This is a genomic window from Nocardiopsis sp. NPDC006139 (assembly GCF_040614155.1).
GTDB lineage: Bacteria > Actinomycetota > Actinomycetes > Streptosporangiales > Streptosporangiaceae > Nocardiopsis > Nocardiopsis changdeensis.
On the sequence record NZ_JBEXTT010000005.1, the window covers coordinates 43,753 to 62,383 of the forward strand.

Below are 18,631 nucleotides of genomic sequence, written 5' to 3' on the forward strand. Positions count from 1 at the left end.
GGGTCACCGGGGCGGGGCGGGGAGCCAGGGGGCGATGGGGCCGAGGTCCAGGAGGGCGCTGCCGGCGGCGCGCTCGGCGGCGGCCGGGCGCAGGGCGTCGGCGGCGCGGCTCAGGGCCTCCGGGTGGCCGGCGAGGCGGGCGGCCTTGAGTACGAGGAGCCACAGCGCCTCCTGGAGGAGGTCGTGCGGGGGAGCGGGAACGGCGTCCAGGAGGGCCCGGGCGCGGTCGCGGTCGCCGGCGCGGGCGGCGAGCCAGGGCAGGACCCAGGGTGCGTACGAGCCCGGGTCCAGGTCCGGGGCCGGGCCGGCCCCGCCGCCGTCGGGGAGGGACGCGGCCTCCAGGAGCGCCGCGGTGCCCTCGGCCAGACCGGCCATGCCGGAGCGGGCCAGGACCGCGGCGGCCTCGGCGGGCGGGCGGTCCTCGCGCATGCGGCGGTAGAGGGCCGTGAAGACCCCGGCGAGCGGCCGGTCGAACCGGTCGGCCAGGGCGTCCACCCGCTCCGCGTCCGCGTCCGCCTCGGCGAACAGCCCCAGCGCGCTGAGCGCCTGCATCCGGCTGATCCGCCCGTGGACCTCGAATGTCGCCAGGTCGTGGTCCACCGCCACGTCCACGACCTCCGCCGCCAGGTCGCGGCGCCGCCCCGCCAGCCCCGTGCGCCCGAACTCCTGCATCAGCCGCCCCGCCAGCGCCGTGCACAGCAGCCGCGGGTCCCCCAGCTCCCGGGCGATCCGCTCCGCCTCGCGCGCCTGCGCCCCGCGGTCCGCGGTGCCGCGGCTCTCCATCGCGACGGTCGCCAGCAGCCGCGCCCGCGCCGCCCGGCTCCCGCCGTCGCCGAGCCGGTCCAGGGTCCGCTCCGCCGCGGCGACGACCGACGCCGCGCCCTCCGGGTCGTCCGAGCGCGTCCATACCCCCGGGACGTCGAACCGGCCGATGACGCGCGCCGTCAGTTCCGGGTCGCCGAACCGCTCGGCCGCCGTGATCGCCTCCAGCCGCTGCTCCGCCGCGGCCGCCACCGCCCCCGACACCGCCAGGTCGGAGATGAGCGCGGCCGTCGTCTCCAGCCGGCTGCGCGCCGGGACGGCCGCGTACGCCGCCGCGGCGTTCGACCACACGTCCCGCTCCGACGCCGGCGACCGCAGCGCCGGGTCGCCGCGCAGGATGCGCACCTCCAGCTCCGCCAGCCGGGGGTCGGGGTCCAGCCCGAGTTCGTCGACCAGCCGCGCGCGGGCCCCGGCGAGCGCCGCCAGGGCGTCGCGCCGCCGGCCGCCTCGGTACAGCCCCAGCGCCAGCAGCCGCCAGGCCTCCTCGCGCCAGGGGTGGGAGCCCACCAGGGCGCTCAGCGAGGCGACCGCCTCGTCGATCCGCCCGGTGTCCAGCCGCGCCCGGGCGAGCCGTTCGACCGTGCGCACGCGCAGCTCCGCCAGCCGGGCCCGCTCCGCCCGCGCCCATTCCGCGTCGGCGAACTCCTCGAAGGGCTCCCCGCGCCACTGCGCCAGGGCGTCACCCAGAAGGCGGGCCGCCTCCTCGGGCGGCGCCCCGCCCGCCTGCTCCGCCCACCGCTCCGCCCGGCGGACGTCGACGCACTCCGGCGGCGGCCGCAGCGCGTACCCCGCGCCCTCGGTGACCAGCACCCGCGGCCGCCGCCGGTCGGCCTCGAGCGCCCGCCGCAGGTCGGAGACGAAGGTGCGCACCGCGCCCTTGGCGCGCGGCGGCGGGTCGTCCGGCCACAGCTCGTCGACCAGCCGCTCCACGCCGACCACCCGCCCGCGGGCGGTCAGCAGCAGGCAGAGCAGTTCGCGCTGGCGCCGGCCGCCCAGCGCGACCGGCCGCCCGTCGGCGCCGACGACCCGCACCGGGCCGAGGACGCGCAGATCCCAGGTGTGCACCGTCGTGACGCTAGCACCGGTGCCCGGCACCGGTACTGATCGGACACTGATCGGCGCCCGCGATGCTCGTCGGTGTCAGGCTCCACGCACCGAGAGAGGTATCCATGTCCCGCACCATCCCCGGCTCCGAGACCGTCACCGTCGAGGTGGCCCCCGGCGTCCCGATCACCGCCGCCGTCCTGGGCACCGGCCCCGCCGTCGTCCTGCTGCACGGCTTCCCGCAGACCCACCTGATGTGGCGGCACGTCGCCCCCGCGCTGGCGGCCGACCACACCGTCATCTGCCCCGACCTGCGCGGGTACGGGGCCAGCGGCAAGCCCGCCGAGTCCGGCCCCGACACCTACGCCAAGCGCACCATGGCCGCCGACGTCGTCGCGCTGGCCGCTGCCCTGGGGCACGAGCGCTTCGCCCTGGCCGGGCACGACCGGGGCGCGCTCGTCGCCTTCCGCGCCGGGCTCGACCACCCCGGCACCGTCACGCACCTGCTGTCCCTGGACGTCCTGCCGACCCTGGACATGTGGGACGTGCTGCACGGCGCCGACGCCCGCGTGGCCTTCCACCTCTACCTGATGGCCCAGCCGCCCGGGTTCCCGGAGCGCATGATCTCCGCGGTCGCCGACGACTTCTTCGCGAGCTTCATCGACGGCTGGGGGGCCGACGACCGGGCGATCCCCGCCGACGTCCGGGCCGAGTACCTGCGGGCCTCGCGCGAGGCCGTCCCGTCGATCGTGGCCGACTACCGCGCCTCCGCCGGGATCGACCTCGAACACGACCGCACCGACCGCGCGGCCGGGCGGACCCTGGACATGCCGGTCACGGTGATCCAGCAGGACTGGGGCGCGGCGCTCGGCTACGACGCCGCGGGCCTGTGGGGCCGGTGGGCCACCGACCTGGAGCACCGCACCCTGGACGCCGGGCACTTCATGGCCGAGTCGGCGCCGGAGGAGATCACGGAGGCGATCCGCGCCCTGCTGCGCAGGTGAGCGGGCGCTCCCCGGGGGCGGGGCGTTCTTTGCCGATCCCGTACCGAACCGGGATGTGCCCGCGCCCCGCCCTCGGGGACACCTGACCCTGCCGCCGCGTCGGGATCCGAGCCCGTCGCGGCGCGTGCGCCCGCCCCCCACCGCCGACGGCAGAGCCCCGGCACGACCGCCCCGCCGCCCGCGCGCGGCGGGCCGGCACGGGGCCGGGGCGGGACGACGAAGGGTGAGGGTATGGATTCCACCGGGACGGCTCCCGGGGACCGCCGGCGTTGGGTTCCGCCGGGCTTCCGGGGGTTCCGGCGGGCATGGCTGCGCGGCGACGTGGTCGCGGGGCTCACCGTGTGGGCGGTCCTGGTCCCGGAGTCCATCGCCTACGCCACCATCGCCGGGGTCCCGCCGATCGTCGGCCTGTACGCCGCCCCCGTCGCCCTGGTCCTGTACGCCCTGCTGGGGTCCTCCCGCCAGCTGGTGGTCGGGCCGATGTCCTCCACGGCCCTGCTGTCCGCGTCCGTGGTGGCCGCGGCGGTCGGCGGTGGCGGGGACGCGGTGGCCATCACCGCGGCACTGGCCCTGGTCACCGGTGTGATCGCGCTGGTCGCGGGCCTGCTGCGCCTGGGGTTCGTGGCCTCCTTCATCTCCGAGCCCGTCCTCAAGGGGTTCGTGATCGGCCTGGCGCTGACCATCATCGTCGGCCAGCTGCCCAAGCTCACCGGGACGGAGGGCGGCGAGGGCGAGTTCTTCGGCAGGCTGTGGGGGTTCCTCTCGGGCCTGGGGGACACCGACCCGCTCACCCTGGCCGTGGGCCTGTCCGCCCTGGCCGCGCTGCTGCTGCTCAAGCGCTTCCTTCCGGTGGTCCCCGCCTCCCTGGTGGTGGTGATCCTGGCCGTGGGCGCCACCTGGGTCTTCGGCCTGGACCGCCACGGCCTGGACATCGTGGGCCCGCTGCCCGGCGGGCTCCCGCCGGTGGGGCCGCCGGACCTGGCGCTGTCGCAGTACGGGGCCCTGGTCGCGGGCGCGGCGGGCATCGCCCTGGTGGGGTTCGCCGAGGGGCTCGGGGCGGCCCGCACCTACGCCGCCAAGTCGGGGGACCGCATCGACCCCGACCGCGAACTCCTCGGCCTGGGCGGCGCCAACCTGGCCTCGGGGCTGTGCTCGGGCATGGTGGTCAACGGCAGCCTGTCCAAGACCGCCGTCAACGGCGCGGCCGGGGCCCGCTCCCAGGTGTCCGGGCTGACCGCCGCACTGCTCACGGTCCTCACCCTGCTGTTCCTCACCGGCCTGTTCGAGAAGCTGCCCGAGGCGGTGCTGGCCGCCGTGGTGGTCTCCGCCGTCCTGGAACTGGTGGACGCGGCCGCGCTGCGGGAGCTGTACCGGCTCGCCACCCCGGCGCTGACCGCCGTCTACGGCCTGGCCGCCCGGACCGACTTCCTGGGCGCCGTCGCCGCCCTGCTCGGCGTGCTGCTGCTGGGCACCCTCCAGGGCCTGCTGGTCGGCGTGGGCATCTCGCTGCTGCTCCTGCTGCGCCGCTCATCCCGCCCCCACCTGGCCGAACTGGGCAGGGTCACCGGGCCCGGGGGTGCCTCCCCCCGGTGGGTGGACCGCGCGCGCGACCCCGCCGCGGCCGCCGAGGACCGGGTGGCCGTACTGCGGGTGGAGAGCGGCCTGTACTTCGCCAACTCCGAGTACGTGCACGACCGGCTCGTGGACGCGGCCCGCCCGCGGGACGTGCGGGCGGTGGTTTTGGACATGCGCGCGGTGCCCTTCGTGGACGCCACCGCCGCGCGCATGCTCGACCGGCTCGCCGACGGGCTGTCCGGACACGGGGCCGACCTGTTCCTCGCCCGCGACCTGGGCCAGGTCCGCGACCTGCTGCACCACCCCGAGGTGCTGTACCCGTCGGTGGAGGAGGCGGTGCGGGCCGCCCGCGCCCGCATCCGCGGCGGCCCGGGGACCGGAACCGAACGCCGTCCCGCATCCGACGACTGACCGGAGGAACCGTGCTCAACGCACTCGCGCAGGTCCTGCCGTTCGCACTGGGGCTGATCGCCGCCCCGCTGCCGATCGTGGCCGTGATCCTGCTGCTCATGGCCCCGGGCGGCCGGGGCAAGGCCCTGGTCTTCGTCCTCACCTGGGCGGGCGTCGTCTTCGTCGTCTCCACCGCGGTGGCGCTCATCGCCGGAGCCGGGGACACCACCGCCGCCGGGGACTCCCCGGCGTGGGTCGGCTGGGTGCAGCTGCTGCTGGGCCTGCTGTTGCTGCTGGTCGCGGTCAAGAACCTGAGGGACCACATGAAACGGCCCGAGGGGGCCGACCCCGCGCCGCCCGCCTGGCTGACCGCCATCGACTCCATGGGCGCCGGCAGGGTCGTGGGGCTGGCGGCGCTGCTGGCCGGGGCCAACCCCAAGAGCCTGGCGATGGCGGCCGGCGGCGGCGTGGCGATCGCGGCGTTCGGCCCGGGGGCCGGTGGGACACCGGCGGCCGCCCTGGTCTTCGCCCTATTGGGCAGCCTCGGCCTGCTCGTGCCGGTGATCGCGGCCGCCGTTTCCGGGGAGCGCGGGCGCCGGGCCCTGGAGCGGGCGCGCACCTGGCTGATCGCCAACAACGACACCGTCACCATGACCGTGCTGTTCGTCTTCGGCGGCGTCTTCGCCGCCAAGGGGCTGGGGACCCTGCTCTCCTGAACGCCCTGCCGGACCCTCCTTCCTCATGTGCGGATATCCGGCATTTCTTCGAAGGATCGCCCTGTCCTTTTCGTCCCTTCGAATTTGCGTTTTCCTTGGGTTCTCTTGGTGTGAAACTTTCACCGCCGGACCGAAACCCCGTAAAGGGGGATGGAACAGTGGGAGCCGTTCCATCGGGAAAGCATGAAAGGGAGGGCCATGCCCTACGGATCGGCAACGGGGTCGGGAGCCACACTGGCGGCCACGGGCCTCGCCACGGGACACCTGTGGCTCATCGCCATCGGGCTGGTGCTGACGCTCGTCGGAGCGCTCTTCATCAGGTTCTCGTTCCGTCCGGACCGGGGTCCGACCGAGTGACGACGGAACACGGCCCCGAGGAGCTTCCGACCGCGCGCTGCGTGCGCCCCGGAATGGCCGCCGCGCTCGCGGCGCTGGCCCTGAGCGGATTCTTCGCATGGGGTGCGGCGCACCTCGTGGTGACGGTCCGCCACGGGATGGGATCCGAGACCAGTCTGGGGCTGGTGTGGCTCGCGTGCTTCGCCCTGCTGTGGTGGGTCCCGCTGGCCTGGTTCGAGCGCCCGATGCGGGCCACCGGCGAGCAGGCGGCCGAACTCGACCGCCTGTTCGTCACCGTGCAGATCCCGGTCTACAACGAGGACCCCCGGGTGCTGGAGATGTGCCTGCGCTCGGTCCTGGAGCAGAGCCGCCCGGTGGACCGGGTCCGGGTCGTCGACGACGGCTCCGCCGACCCCGACACCGGGGAGGCGGTCGACTACGCCGACATCCGGGACCGGTTCCTGGAGCGGGCGGCCGCCGCGGGGGTGGAGGCGACCTGGGACCGCACCCCGAACCGGGGCAAGCGCTACGCCCAGATGCACGTCCTCGCCCAGGACGACGCGGACGTCTTCGTGACGCTCGACAGCGACTCGGTCATGGACCGGCACGCCGTGCGGGAGGGGCTCGCGCCCTTCGCCGACCCGAAGGTGCAGTCGGTCGCCGGGCACGTCATCGTCCTCAACCGGAGCACCAACCTGCTGACCCGGATGACCGGCCTGCTGTACCTGCCGTTCACCCGGGGGCTGCGCAGCGCTCAGTCGGTCCTGCGCCGGGTCACGATCAACTCGGGGACGCTGGCCTTCTACCGGGCCCACCTGGTCCGCGACCGGGCCGGGGTCTACGAGAACGAGACCTTCATGGGCCGTCCGATGCAGATGAACGACGACTCCATGCTCACCTTCTACGCGCTGCTCGAAGGCGACACGGTCCACCAGCCCTCGTCGCTGGTCTTCACCCTGGTGCCCGAGCGCGCCGGGCACTACTTCGGCCAGCAGCTGCGCTGGATGCGCGGCACGACCGTCCGGCACCTGTGGTGGCTGCGCTACATGCCGGTGCGGGGCGTCGTGTTCTGGGTGACGGTGCTGGAGTACCTCCACCTGTTCCTGGGGTACGCGATCCCCCTGCTGATCCTGGCCCACCCGGGGCTGCGGGCGCAGGCGGGGGACATCGCCGTGGCCGCGCTGGTGATCGGGACGGCCGTCGGCTACCTGATGACGCTGCGGATCTTCACCATCGTGCGCTCGGACGAGACGGTGCTCCAGAGGTTCCTGCTGTTCCTGCTGGCACCGGTGGCCACGCTGTGGAGGCTCGTCCTCCTGAGGCCCCTGTACCTGTACGCGATGCTCACCTGCGGGCGCATCGCCGACTGGGGGACCCGCGACCGGGTCGAGGTCTCCCTGCCGTCGGAGGCCGCGGCGCGGTGAGGCGCCGGAGGGCGGCCCCCGGACCCGGGCGCCGCCCTCCGCGCCGCCCCGGCAAAAGAGACGTTGACCGCCCCTTGGCCCTGATCCGGGCGCGGGACGGGTAGATCCGACCCGGAACTTTCACGGTTCGGGGGTTGCCCCGGACCGAACAGCGCATCTTCAGGAGGGGTCCATGGCGCGTGCCACCGAGACCGGGAGCAGGACCGCAGGCGTTCCGCGGACCAGGGCGGGGGACGACCACACCGCCTCCGCGGAGCCCTCCCCGGACGACACCGCGGACTTCGACAACGCCGGCCGCGGGTTCATCGCCCCCGGCCCACAGCACATCACCGGTGAGGACGGCAGGACCGTCTGGGACGTGCGCGACTTCTCCTTCCTCCTCGACGGCGCCGAGACCGCGCCGCCGACCGTCCACCCGCACCTGTGGCGGCAGAGCAGGCTGACGGCGATCAACGGCCTGTTCGAGGTCGTCGAGGGCGTCTACCAGATCCGCGGCATGGACCTGTCCAACATGACCCTCATCGAGGGCGACACCGGGGTGGTCGTCATCGACCCGCTGGTCTCGGAGGAGGTCGCCGCCGCGGGGCTGAAGCTGTACCGCGAGCACCGCGGCGACCGCCCCGTCACCGCGGTCGTCTACACCCACCCGCACCTGGACCACTTCGGCGGCGTGGCCGGGGTCGTGGACGAGGCCGACGTCGCCTCCGGCAGGGTGCCGATCGTGGCCCCGGAGCACTTCATGGAGCACGCGGTCTCGGAGAACGTCTACGCCGGCACCGCCATGATCCGGCGCGGCATGTACTTCACCGCCTTCGCGCTCGACCACGGCCCCGAGGGGTTCGTGGGGGTGGGCCTGGGCCCGGGCACCTCCCAGGGGAAGGTGGGGCTGATCCCGCCGACCCTGGAGATCACCCGCACCGGCCAGGAGGAGACCCTGGACGGGGTCCGGTTCGTCTTCCAGATGACCCCGGGCACCGAGGCCCCCGCGGAGATGAACTTCCACCTCCCCGAGCGCCGCGCCCTGTGCACCGCCGAGAACGCCTGCCACACCCTGCACAACCTGCTCACCCTGCGCGGCGCCCAGGTCCGCGACGCCCGCATGTGGTCGCGCTACCTCAACGAGACCATCGAGCTGTTCGCCGACGACTCCGACGTCGTGTTCGCCTCCCACCACTGGCCGACCTGGGGCACCGAGGACATCCGCGGGTTCCTCACCGAGCAGCGCGACATGTACGCCTACCTGCACGACCAGACGCTCCGGATGATGAACAAGGGGTCGACGGGCATCGAGATCGCCGAGGAGCTGCCGCTCCCGCCCGGTCTGGAGCGGGCGTGGAGCATCCGCGGCTACTACGGCTCCGTCTCGCACAACATCAAGGCCGTCTACCAGCGCTACATGGGCTGGTTCGACGGCAACCCCGCCCACCTGTGGCAGCACCCGCCCCAGGCCCAGGGGGAGCGCTACGCCAAGGCCATGGGCGGGGTCGACGCCCTCGTGGACCGGGCCCGCTCCTTCGCCGAGGAGGACGACCTCAGGTTCGCCGCCGAGCTGGCCTCGCACGCCGTCTTCGCCGACCCCGACCACGCCGGGGCGAAAGACCTGCTGGCCGAGGTGCTGACCCGGCTCGGCCACGGGGCCGAGTGCGCCACCTGGCGCAACTTCTTCCTGGTCGGCGCGCAGGAGCTGCGCGAGGGGGTGCCGCCCACGGCCATCGCCCTGGCCGAGAGCATGGCGTCGGCGCTCAGCGTCACCCAGATCCTCGACTCGGTGGGCATCCGCGTCGACGGGCCGCGCGCCTGGAAGGAGAAGCTGTCGCTGGACCTGCACATGACCGACAGCGGCGAGCGGTACCGGGCGCTGCTGTCCAACGGGGTGCTCATCCACTACCCCGACCCCAAGGGCGGCGGCGCCGACCTGACGCTGACCCTGTCCAAGCCGGAACTGCTCGAGCTGCTGTCCACGGGCGACCTGGACGGGATCGAGCACGAGGGGGACGCCGGCGTGCTCCGGCGGCTGACGGCCGTCCTGGACGAGGCGCGCCCCGACTTCCCGATCGTCACCCCCTGAGGGGAGGCGGGCCGGGCCGGCGCCCCCGGCGGGCGCCCGGGACCCGCACCCCGCCGACGGAGCGGCCCGGCGGCCGGGGGCGTTCGTACGCCCCCGGCCGCCGCGTCGCGCCGGCCCCGGTCACCGTCCGACCGGCCCGGCCTCGACGAACTCGCCGCGCGTGGTCTCCACCACGATCACGAGCCGGTCGGGGACCCGGCCGCGCAGGTCGGCCAGGAGGGAGCCGACCGGCGGCACCTCCCGGGCGCGCACCTCGACGTGCATCGTCCGGGAGGCGGTGTACACGCGGGTGACCGACGCGTCCGGCTGCCGCGCGATCCAGCGGTCGGCGGCCTCCTCGACCCGGTGCGTCCACACCGCGATCAGGATGGTGGCGGTGGTGTTGACGGCCAGCAGGACGAACACGACCGCGAACAGCGCGCCCAGGACGATCCGCGGCCTGCGCCCGGACCGGGCGGCCCCGTCCCCGTCGGGGACGCCGTGCCCGGAGGCCGCGAACACCACCATGCCCGCGAAGACCAGGGCGAGCAGGTTGGACAGGAACAGCACCGCGGCCCCCGCCGACAGCCACAGCGCGCCCTGCCCCAGGCACACGCCCACCACGACCAGGGGCGGGACCAGGGAGATCGCGATCGCCACCCCCGGCAGGACCGCGGCCACGTCGCGGCGGCACAGGCCCACCGCCCCGGCCGCCCCGGTGGCCAGGGCGGCGACGAGGTCCAGCAGCCCCGGGGAGGTCCGCCCGGCGACCTGGCCGTTCTGGAGCAGGTCGTAGCCCCCGGGCACGACCAGGGAGAACACCACGCCGACACCGATCACGAGCAGGCACCCCAGCACGACCGTCCGGACCGAGTCGGTCCGGCTCCGGCGGACGATGCCCAGGGCGATCCCCATGATCGGGGTGGACAGCGGCGCGATGATCATCGCGCCGATCACCGTGGCCGTGGAGTCGGTCAGGACGCCCCCGGCGGCGATGAGCGCGGACAGCGTGAGCATCGTCCAGAACGCCGATCTCTTGGCACGGCTGTCCCCCGTGGACAGGTCGAGGTCGTCCAGCAGGTCGTCCGGGCTGCGCAGTTGCGAGGCGGGCAGGACGCGTTCGAGGATTCCGCTGAGCATGGGTCGAGTATCGCGACGCGCGTCCCGGGAGCGGCGAAGGCACGACGGGGGCGCCCGCGGCGGTCCGGACGGCGGCCGGGCACACGGAGCGGCCCCGCGCCCGGCCGGAGCCGGAGGCGGGGCCGCGCCCGGGCGACGCGGGGGTCAGCCCCGCACGTCCCGCACCCCGTCGGCGTCCACGAACGCCTGCTGCGCGGTCCACTCGCGCGCCCGCTCGCTGAGCGAGAACCCCAGCCCCGGCCGGTCCGGGACGCGCATGCGCCCGTCCGCGATCTCCAGCCGCTCCTCGAAGAGCGGCTCCAGCCAGTCGAAGTGCTCGACCCACGGGTCGATCTCGTAGGCCGCCGCCAGGTGCAGGTGGATCTCCATCGCGAAGTGCGGGGCCATGCGCACCCCGGCCCGCCGGCCGCGCGCCATGATCTCCAGGAAGGGGGTGATCCCGCCGACGCGCGGCGCGTCCGGCTGCATGAAGTCCACCGCGCCGGCCCGCAGCAGCTCCTCGTGCTCGGCCACGCTGGTGAGCATCTCGCCGGTGGCGATCGGCGTGGCCAGCTCGCGGGCCAGGGCCGCGTGACCCTCGGCGTCGTAGGCGTCCAGCGGCTCCTCGATCCAGACCAGGTCGAACTCCTCCAGCAGCCGCCCCATGCGCACCGCCGTGCTCCGGTTCCACTGCTGGTTGGCGTCCACCATGAGCGGGAAGTCGCCGAGCTCCTCGCGGACCGCGGCCACCCGGGCCAGGTCGACCCGCCTGTCGGGGTGCCCGACCTTGATCTTGATCCCGCCGATGCCCGCCGCCCGGGCGGCCCGGGTGTTCTCCACGACCTCCTCCAGCGGCGAGGACAGGAACCCGCCGGAGGTGTTGTAGCAGTCCACGGCGTCCCGGTGCGCGCCGAGCAGCTTGGCCAGGGGCAGGCCGGCCCGCTTGGCCTTGAGGTCCCACAGCGCGATGTCCATGGCGGCGATCGCCTGGACCGCCAGGCCGCTGCGGCCCACCGACGCCCCCGCCCACACCAGGCGGGTCCACAGGCGCTGGATGTCGCTGGGGTCCTCGCCGACCAGCTCGTGCGCCACCTCGCGGGCGTGGGCGTACTGGCCCGGCCCGCCGGCCCGCTTGGAGTAGGTGTAGCCGATCCCCTCCAGCCCCTCCTCGGTGCGGATCTCGGCGAACAGCATCGACACCGAGGTGAGCGGCCGCTGGCGCCCGGTCAGCACCTTGGCGTCGCTGATCGGGGCGGCCAGGGGGAGGTCGACCCGGGAGAGGGAGACCGAGGCGATCCGGTCGGCCGCGCCGCCGCGCTCCGGCGCGGCGCTCGGGGTCCCGGCGGACGGTGAGGGGGTGTTCATGAGGGCTCCAAGGGAAGGGGGCGGTGTCAGCGGACCAGGGCCGGGCGGTCGGGGTCGAAGGCCCATCCGGGGATCAGGTACTGCATCGCTGCGGCGTCGTCGCGCGCGCCCAGCCCGTGCTCCAGGTAGAGCCGGTGGGCCGCGTCCAGGGCGTCGCGGTCCAGCTCCACGCCCAGGCCGGGCGCGGTCGGGACGGTGATCCCGCCGTCCTCGATGCGCGGCGGCCGCCGGGTCAGCGCCTGTCCGTCCTGCCAGATCCAGTGCGTGTCCAGGGCCGTGATCGGCCCGGGGGCGGCGGCGCCCACGTGGGTGAACATCGCCAGGGAGATGTCGAAGTGGTTGTTGGAGTGCGACCCCCAGGTGAGCCCGAAGTCCCGGCACAGCTGGGCCACCCGCACCGAGCCGCGCATCGTCCAGAAGTGCGGGTCCGCCAGCGGGATGTCCACCGCGTGCGTGCGGACGCTGTGCGCCAGCTGCCGCCAGTCGGTGGCGATCATGTTGGTGGCCGTGGGCAGGCCGGTGGCCCGCCGGAACTCCGCCATCACCTCGCGGGAGGAGTAGCCGTCCTCGGCGCCGCACGGGTCCTCGGCGTAGGCGAGCACGCCGTGCAGGTCCGAGCAGAGGGCGACCGCCTCGGCCAGCGACCAGGCGCCGTTGGGGTCCAGGGTGATGCGGGCGTCGGGGAAGCGCGCGGCCAGTGCCCGGACGGCGGCCACCTCCTCCTCCCCGGAGAACACCCCGCCCTTGAGCTTGAAGTCGCGGAACCCGTACCGGTCCGCGGCGGCCTCGGCCAGCGCCACCACGGCCTCCGGCGTGAGCGCGGGTTCGCGCCGCAGCCGCTCCCAGTCGTCGGCGGGCTCCTTCTCGGCGAGGTAGGGGAGCGGTGTCAGGGCCCGGGCCCCGATGTAGAACAGGTAGCCCAGCATGGGCACCCGGTCGCGCCTGCGGCCCTCGCCGAGCAGGTCGCACACGGGCACGCCCAGGTGCTGCCCCAGCAGGTCGAGCAGGGCCGACTCCAGGGCGGTGACCGCGTGCACGGTGGTGCGCAGGTCGAAGGTCTGCCGCCCCCGACCGCCCCGGTCCCGGTCGGCGAAGGCGTCCTGCACCCGTCGCAGGAGCGGGTTGAGCTCGGCCACGGGGCGGCCGACGACGAGGTCGGCGGCGTCGGCGATCGTGGACCGGATCGCCTCTCCGCCCGGCACCTCGCCCAGCCCGGTGCGCCCCTCGCTGTCGGTGAGGATCGCGATGTTGCGGGTGAAGAAGGGGCCGTGCGCGCCGCTGAGGTTGAGCAGCATGCTGTCGTGCCCGGCGACGGGGACGACCTCGACGGAGGTGATGACGGGTGTGCTCATCAGGCCTGTCCTCCCGGCACCAGCGTGCCGTCGATCCGCCGGTCCAGCCGCCAGGGGTCGCCCTCCCGCAGCGCGGGCGGCAGCAGGGCGTCGGGCATCCCCTGGTAGGAGACCGGCCGCAGGAAGCGGTTCAGGGCGAGGCCGCCCACGGAGGTGCCGCGGGAGTCGGAGGTGGCGGGGTAGGGGCCGCCGTGCACCATGGCGTGCGCGACCTCGACCCCGGTCGGCCAGCCGCCGAACAGCAGCCGCCCGGCGCGCCGCTCCAGGACCGGCAGCAGCGCGTGCGCCGCGGCCAGGTCGCCGGGGTCCCCGGCGTCGGCGTGCAGGGTGGCGGTGAGTTGGCCCTCCATCCGCTCCAGGGTCCCGGCCAGCGCCTGCGCCGAGGAGTGGCGGACCAGCAGGCCCGCGGCGCCGAACACCTCCTCCTGGAGGCGGGGGTCGGCGGCGAAGGCATCCCCGTCCACGGTGAACAGCGCGGGGGCCGGGGCGTTGGGGCCGGGTCCGGCCTCGCCCCGGGCGGCGGCCTCGGTGTCGGGGTGGTCCTCCAGCGCCCGCACGCCCCGGTCGAAGGCGGCGGCGATGCCGGCGGTGAGCATGGTGTTCCCGGCCGCCTCGGACACGAGCCGCGCGGCGCGGTCGACGAACCGGTCGCCGTCCGGGCCCTCGGGGACGAACACCACCCCGGGGTTGGTGCAGAACTGCCCCGAGCCCAGGGTGAGGGAGGCGACGTAGGCGTCGGCAAGCGCGGTCGCGCCCTCGCCGGCGCGGGCGCCGGGGAGGATCACGACCGGGTTGACCGAGGACATCTCGGCGAACACGGGGACGGGCTCGGGCCGGGCGGCGGCGAGGTCCATCAGGGCCCGGCCCCCGGCCCGCGAGCCGGTGAAGGCCACGGCCCTGATCCGGGGGTCGGTCACCAGGGCCCGGCCGATGTCGTTCCCCGCGCCGAACAACACGGAGAACACGCCCGGCGGCAGCCCGGAGGCGGCGACGGCGTCCGCCACGGCGCGTCCGACCAGCAGCGCGGTGCCGGGGTGGGCGTTGTGCCCCTTGACCACCACGGGGCAGCCCGCGGCCAGCGCCGACGCGGTGTCGCCGCCCGCCGTGGAGAAGGCCAGCGGGAAGTTGCTCGCGCCGAAGACGGCGACCGGCCCGACCGGGATGTGCACGAGGCGCAGGTCGGGGCGGGGCAGCGGGGCGCGGTCGGGCAGCGCGGGGTCGATCCGGGCCTGGAGGGCGTCGCCCCGCTCGACGATGCCGGCGAACATGCGCAGCTGGCCGGTGGTGCGGGCGCGCTCGCCCTCGATGCGGGCGCGGGGCAGGCCCGTCTCGCGCACCGCCCGGTCCACCAGCTCCTCGCCCAGCCCGTCGATGTTGTCGGCGGCGCGGCGCAGGAAGGCGGCGCGCTCGGCCGGGGTCTGGGAGCGGAAGGCGTCGAACGCCTCCTCCGCGGCCCGGGTGGCCTCCTCGATCTGGGCCGCGTCCACCAGCCCGATGGGCGGGCCGAACTCCTCGCCGGTGGCGGGGTCGACCGCGAGCAGGGAGCCGGCGGCCCCCTCCACGGGCCGCCCCGCCACGAGGGGGCGGCCGTCCAGGGCCGCGGTCGCGGAGGCGGTGTGCTCGGACATTCAGGAGACCTTTCGGATCAGGGCGGCGAGTTCCGCGCACTCGTCCTCGGCGAGGGCGGTCAGCGGCGGGCGGACCGGCCCGCCGTGGCGGCCGACGGCGTCCAGCCCGGCCTTGACGATGGAGACGGCGTAGCCGCGGCCCCGGTCGCGGATCTCCAGGTACGGCAGCACGAACTCGTTGAGCCTGCGGTAGACCTCCGCCCGGTCCCGGGAGCGGACCGCGGCGAAGAACTCCAGGGCGAACCCGGGGACGAAGTTGTACATCGCCGAAGAGTAGGTGGTCACGCCCAGCTCCGTCAGGGGCAGGGCGAAGGTCTCGGCGGTCGGCAGGCCGCCGATGTAGATGAGGCGGTCCCCGACGGTGGCGTAGGTGCGCGTCATCGCCTCGATGTCCCCGACGCCGTCCTTGAGGCCGATGAGGTTGGGGTTGCGCTCGGCGAGGGCGGCCACCGTGTGGTGGGTGTACACGGCGTTGGCCCGGCTGTAGACGATCACGCCCAGGTCGGTGGCCCGGCACACGGCGCTCACGTGCTCGATCAGGCCCTCCTGCCCGGCCTCGGTGAGGTAGGGCGGCAGCAGCAGGACGCCGTCCGCGCCCGCCTCCTGGGCGGCGCGGGCCTGGGCGGCGGCCGCGGCGGTGCCGCCGGTCGCCGGGGCGAGCACGGGCACGCGCCCGCCGACCTCGCCGACCGCGGCGCGCACCACGCGGTCGATCTCCTCGGGGGTGAGGGAGAAGCCCTCGCCGGTGCCGCCCGCGGCGAACAGGCCCGCCACGTCGTGCTCGGCCTGCCAGGACAGGTGCTCCCGGTAACGGTCCTCGTCGAAGGCGAGGTCGGCGTCGAAGTGGGTCACGGGGAAGGACAGGAGGCCCAGGGAGAGCCTCCGTGCCAGGTCATCGGGGTGCATCGGGTTCACGCGTCGTCCTCGCGTAGGTGGGGGCGGCCCGGTGGGCCGGTGCCCGCGGGTGTGTTGCCGTTACCGTACGGAGTGAGTTTCGATGCTGTCCAAGACTGGTTTTGCATCAACTGATACCGGGGGGGCATCAAGGTCCTCGTGTTCCGGGCCGGGTCCCGCCGACGGGGGAGGCGGGCGCCCTCAGCCGGGGCCGATCTCCAGGACGCGCCGGACGACGGGGTTGCGCGTGGCCCGCGGCCAGATCAGGTGCAGCTCCACCGGGTCCTCGGGCAGCCCCTCCAGCGCCTGGTAGACCACGCCCTCCACGCCCAGGCCGGTGGCCGAGGCCGGCACGAAGGCGATGCCCCGGCCCGCCGCGACCAGCCACACCATCGTCAGCACCTGGCTGACCGTGTGGACGACGTTCTGGTGGGAGATGGGCAGCAGGCTCACCACCAGGTCGTAGAAGTACCGCGCCTTGATGGGGGAGTGCATGATCAGCGGCACGTCGATGAGGTCGTCGGGCCGCAGCGGCCCCGGCCGCGCCGCCAGCGGGTGGTCCCGCGGCACGGCCACGAGCAGCTGCTCGCGGTGCTGGACCCGGGATCCGAAGAGCTCCGAGTCGAACGGCGGGCGGCCCAGGCCCAGGTCGAGCTCCCCGGAGGAGAGCGCCGCGACCTGCTCGCGGGTGACCATCTCCGACAGCTCGATGTCGATCTCGGGGAGCTGCTCCTCCACGGTGTTGAGCAGGCGGCCCAGGACCCCGTAGGAGGAGGCCGCGGTGAACCCGATGTGCAGGGTGCCGCTGGACCCGGCCGAGATCCGCCGCGCCAGGTCGGGGGCGCGCTCGGCCAGGGCGAGCAGGCGCCGGGCCTCGGCCAGGAAGGCCTCCCCGGCGGCGGTGAGGACCACGTGGCGGCGGTCGCGCTCCAGGAGCAGGACCCCGACCTCGCGCTCCAGCTTCTGGATCTGGCGGCTCAGCGGGGGCTGGGTCATCGACAGGCGCTCGGCGGCCCGGCCGAAGTGCAGTTCCTCCGCGACCGCGACGAAACCCCGCAGTTGCTCGAAAGAGAACATGATGCCCTGAAGGTATCAGCTTATGCCGCATTCGACTTGGACATGCATGATCGAGGCTTTCTATGCTGCCACTCACCCGAACGCGTGACCCCGTTCACAGATGCGCCGGCCCCCCGGTACGGCATCGCAAGCAGGAGGAAACATGACCCACACACCGCGCGGGCGTTACGCGCGCCGCACGGCGGCCGCCGCCGCGGCCCTCGGCCTCTCGCTGACCGCCTCGGCCTGCGGCGGGAACCTGTCGGGCGGGGGCGGCGGTGGCGGCGACTACCCCCGGGGTCCGATCGACCTCCTCGTCGGCCAGGACCCCGGAGGCAGCACCGACCTCATCGCCCGCGCCCTGGCCGAGGGCGCCCAGGAGCCGCTGGGCGTCGCGATGCCCGTCGTCAACACCCCCGGCGCCAACGGCGCCCTGGCCGCGGGCGAGCTCGCCGCCCAGGAGCCCGACGGCCAGAACCTCATGGTCATCAACGCCTCCCTGGTCGCCATCACCCCGCTGGCCGTGGCCGAGGACGAGGCCGTCGACCTGGCCGACTTCGAGGTGGTCACCGGCATCTCGCGGGACGACTACGTGCTCGTCACCGCCGCCTCCTCGGACTTCGACACCCTCCAGGACCTGGTCGACGACGGCGACGGCATCAAGTACGGCACGACCGGCGTCGGCACCGGCAGCCAACTCGCGCAGGAGCTGCTCTTCGCGCAGGCGGGCGTGGAGGGCACCCCCGTTCCCTTCGACGGCGGCTCGCCCACCCTGGTCGCCGTCCTGGGCTCGCAGGTGGACGTGGGCGTGGTGCAGATCGGCGAGGCCATGCCGCAGATCGAGGCGGGCGAGCTGACCCCGCTGGCCACCTTCGCCGACGAGCGCAACCAGTACCTGCCCGACGTGCCCGCCGCCGCGGAGGAGGGCTACGACGTGCTGGTCTCCCAGTACCGGGCCGTGGTCGCCCCCGGCGGCACCCCGCAGGAGGTCGTCGAGACGCTGCGCTCGGCGTTCGACGAGGTCTTCGCCGGCGAGGCGTACCGGACCTTCAACGAGGACAACTTCTTCACCCCGCACGAGACCGAGCCCGCCCAGGTGGTGGAGGAGTGGAACGCCTCCCGGGAGTCCTACCGGGCCATGGTCGAGGAGTACGGGATCGACATGCGCGGAGAGGGCTGATGGGGGCCGGACCCGGAAAGCCCGTGGTGCCGGAGGCCGGACCGGCCTCCGGCGGGGCGCCCGCCCCGGACGCCGCCCCGCAGGCTCCGGACACCGCCGCCGCGCCCTCCGAGCCCGCCATGGGCACGAAGGACCCCGGAGCGCCGGAGGCGGAAACGGAGAGCGTGGAAGCGCAGGACGCGGAAGTACAGGACGCGGAAGTACAGGACGCGGACGCCGGGCCCGAGGACGCCCCGGAGCCGTTGGGCCCGGCGGCCAACGTCGCGGTCGCCCTCGTGGTCACCGCCTTCGGCGCGGCCGGGTGCCTCGCCTCCTGGTTCCTGGGCGTCGGCACCCCGGCCGAGCCCGAGGCCGGCACCTGGCCCCTGGTCGTCTGCGCCGCGATCACCGTGCTGGGGTGCGTCCTGCTGGGGACGGCCCGCCGCACCGCGGACACCGAGGCCTTCTCCGCCGCCTCGTGGAAGATCCTCGCCGGGGTCGGCACGATGGCCGGCTTCATCGCCCTGATCGGCACGATCGGCTTCGAGATCCCCTCGGCGCTGCTGGCGTTCGTGTGGCTGCGCTTCCTCGGCGGCGAGTCCTGGCGGCTGTCCGCCGTGGCCTCGGTCCTCATCGTCGCGGCCTTCTACGCGGTCTTCGTGGGCCTGCTGTCCGTGCCGATCCCCCACCTCTTCTAGGA

The 18,631-nt window shown here is 74.7% G+C and carries 15 protein-coding genes; 8 read left to right on the forward strand and 7 right to left on the reverse strand.

The window, feature by feature from the left end; genetic code table 11:
- Positions 1-3: 3 nt before the first annotated feature.
- Positions 4-1,887, reverse strand: coding sequence for a BTAD domain-containing putative transcriptional regulator (locus ABZ249_RS08015; protein WP_355258889.1), 1,884 nt, complete (start codon positions 1,885-1,887; stop codon positions 4-6).
- Positions 1,888-1,991: 104 nt separating this feature from the next.
- Between ABZ249_RS08015 and ABZ249_RS08020 the strand changes: the two genes are divergently transcribed.
- From ABZ249_RS08020 to ABZ249_RS08045, 6 genes are all read left to right on the forward strand, one after another.
- Positions 1,992-2,870, forward strand: coding sequence for an alpha/beta fold hydrolase (locus tag ABZ249_RS08020; RefSeq protein WP_355258892.1), 879 nt, complete (start codon positions 1,992-1,994; stop codon positions 2,868-2,870).
- Between the two features lie 231 nt (positions 2,871-3,101).
- A complete protein-coding gene (locus tag ABZ249_RS08025) occupies positions 3,102-4,856 on the forward strand; it encodes a SulP family inorganic anion transporter (protein WP_355258895.1) in 1,755 nt (584 codons plus the stop codon).
- An 11-nt stretch (positions 4,857-4,867) separates the two neighbouring features.
- Positions 4,868-5,551, forward strand: a complete 684-nt coding sequence (locus ABZ249_RS08030) for a GAP family protein (RefSeq protein WP_355258898.1) — start codon at positions 4,868-4,870, stop codon at positions 5,549-5,551.
- A gap of 198 nt (positions 5,552-5,749) precedes the next feature.
- Entirely contained in the window at positions 5,750-5,908 is a 159-nt protein-coding gene (locus tag ABZ249_RS08035; protein ID WP_220561860.1) for an LPXTG cell wall anchor domain-containing protein, read from the forward strand.
- The gene (locus tag ABZ249_RS08040) at positions 5,905-7,311 is read left to right on the forward strand and encodes a glycosyltransferase family 2 protein (RefSeq protein WP_355258901.1); all 1,407 of its coding nucleotides are present in this window, start codon (positions 5,905-5,907) and stop codon (positions 7,309-7,311) included. Before ABZ249_RS08035 ends, ABZ249_RS08040 begins: the two co-directional genes overlap by 4 nt.
- A 172-nt stretch (positions 7,312-7,483) precedes the next feature.
- On the forward strand, positions 7,484-9,379 hold the full coding sequence (locus ABZ249_RS08045; RefSeq protein WP_355258904.1) for an alkyl sulfatase dimerization domain-containing protein: 1,896 nt from the start codon (positions 7,484-7,486) through the stop codon (positions 9,377-9,379).
- 120 nt (positions 9,380-9,499) lie between these two features.
- On the opposite strand, the gene ABZ249_RS08050 is transcribed toward ABZ249_RS08045, so the two are convergent.
- The 6 genes from ABZ249_RS08050 to ABZ249_RS08075 all read right to left on the reverse strand — a co-directional run bounded on the left by ABZ249_RS08050 (position 9,500) and on the right by ABZ249_RS08075 (position 16,793).
- The gene (locus ABZ249_RS08050; protein WP_355258907.1) at positions 9,500-10,498 is read right to left on the reverse strand and encodes a DUF389 domain-containing protein; all 999 of its coding nucleotides are present in this window, start codon (positions 10,496-10,498) and stop codon (positions 9,500-9,502) included.
- A 144-nt stretch (positions 10,499-10,642) separates the two neighbouring features.
- The gene (locus ABZ249_RS08055) at positions 10,643-11,842 is read right to left on the reverse strand and encodes a mandelate racemase/muconate lactonizing enzyme family protein (protein WP_355258910.1); all 1,200 of its coding nucleotides are present in this window, start codon (positions 11,840-11,842) and stop codon (positions 10,643-10,645) included.
- 26 nt (positions 11,843-11,868) lie between these two features.
- A complete protein-coding gene (locus ABZ249_RS08060; RefSeq protein WP_355258913.1) occupies positions 11,869-13,194 on the reverse strand; it encodes an enolase C-terminal domain-like protein in 1,326 nt (441 codons plus the stop codon).
- Positions 13,194-14,822: an aldehyde dehydrogenase (NADP(+)) gene (locus ABZ249_RS08065; RefSeq protein WP_355258916.1), complete on the reverse strand. Its 1,629-nt coding sequence runs from the start codon at positions 14,820-14,822 to the stop codon at positions 13,194-13,196. The genes ABZ249_RS08060 and ABZ249_RS08065 overlap by 1 nt, the downstream gene beginning before the upstream one ends.
- Positions 14,823-15,728, reverse strand: coding sequence for a 5-dehydro-4-deoxyglucarate dehydratase (gene kdgD, locus ABZ249_RS08070; RefSeq protein ID WP_255647260.1), 906 nt, complete (start codon positions 15,726-15,728; stop codon positions 14,823-14,825).
- Between the two features lie 189 nt (positions 15,729-15,917).
- Complete coding sequence (locus ABZ249_RS08075) at positions 15,918-16,793, reverse strand: LysR family transcriptional regulator (protein WP_355258919.1); 876 nt, start codon at positions 16,791-16,793, stop codon at positions 15,918-15,920.
- A 142-nt stretch (positions 16,794-16,935) separates the two neighbouring features.
- Between ABZ249_RS08075 and ABZ249_RS08080 the strand changes: the two genes are divergently transcribed.
- Together ABZ249_RS08080 and ABZ249_RS08085 are read left to right on the forward strand one after the other, a co-directional pair.
- Complete coding sequence (locus ABZ249_RS08080; protein WP_355258922.1) at positions 16,936-17,952, forward strand: tripartite tricarboxylate transporter substrate binding protein; 1,017 nt, start codon at positions 16,936-16,938, stop codon at positions 17,950-17,952.
- Positions 17,952-18,629: a tripartite tricarboxylate transporter TctB family protein gene (locus ABZ249_RS08085; RefSeq protein ID WP_355258925.1), complete on the forward strand. Its 678-nt coding sequence runs from the start codon at positions 17,952-17,954 to the stop codon at positions 18,627-18,629. The genes ABZ249_RS08080 and ABZ249_RS08085 overlap by 1 nt, the downstream gene beginning before the upstream one ends.
- Positions 18,630-18,631: the final 2 nt, after the last annotated feature.

What these genes read in the sequence shown, in the direction of transcription:
- ABZ249_RS08035 (WP_220561860.1), top strand. Translation starts at nt 5,750, where the DNA reads ATGCCCTACGGATCGGCAACGGGGTCGGGAGCCACACTGGCGGCCACG.
- ABZ249_RS08055 (WP_355258910.1), bottom strand. Translation starts at nt 11,842, where the DNA reads ATGAACACCCCCTCACCGTCCGCCGGGACCCCGAGCGCCGCGCCGGAG.
- ABZ249_RS08065 (WP_355258916.1), bottom strand. Translation starts at nt 14,822, where the DNA reads ATGTCCGAGCACACCGCCTCCGCGACCGCGGCCCTGGACGGCCGCCCC.
- ABZ249_RS08020 (WP_355258892.1), top strand. Translation starts at nt 1,992, where the DNA reads ATGTCCCGCACCATCCCCGGCTCCGAGACCGTCACCGTCGAGGTGGCC.
- ABZ249_RS08050 (WP_355258907.1), bottom strand. Translation starts at nt 10,498, where the DNA reads ATGCTCAGCGGAATCCTCGAACGCGTCCTGCCCGCCTCGCAACTGCGC.
- ABZ249_RS08080 (WP_355258922.1), top strand. Translation starts at nt 16,936, where the DNA reads ATGACCCACACACCGCGCGGGCGTTACGCGCGCCGCACGGCGGCCGCC.
- ABZ249_RS08025 (WP_355258895.1), top strand. Translation starts at nt 3,102, where the DNA reads ATGGATTCCACCGGGACGGCTCCCGGGGACCGCCGGCGTTGGGTTCCG.
- kdgD (WP_255647260.1), bottom strand. Translation starts at nt 15,728, where the DNA reads ATGCACCCCGATGACCTGGCACGGAGGCTCTCCCTGGGCCTCCTGTCC.
- ABZ249_RS08085 (WP_355258925.1), top strand. Translation starts at nt 17,952, where the DNA reads ATGGGGGCCGGACCCGGAAAGCCCGTGGTGCCGGAGGCCGGACCGGCC.
- ABZ249_RS08075 (WP_355258919.1), bottom strand. Translation starts at nt 16,793, where the DNA reads ATGTTCTCTTTCGAGCAACTGCGGGGTTTCGTCGCGGTCGCGGAGGAA.
- ABZ249_RS08045 (WP_355258904.1), top strand. Translation starts at nt 7,484, where the DNA reads ATGGCGCGTGCCACCGAGACCGGGAGCAGGACCGCAGGCGTTCCGCGG.
- ABZ249_RS08060 (WP_355258913.1), bottom strand. Translation starts at nt 13,194, where the DNA reads ATGAGCACACCCGTCATCACCTCCGTCGAGGTCGTCCCCGTCGCCGGG.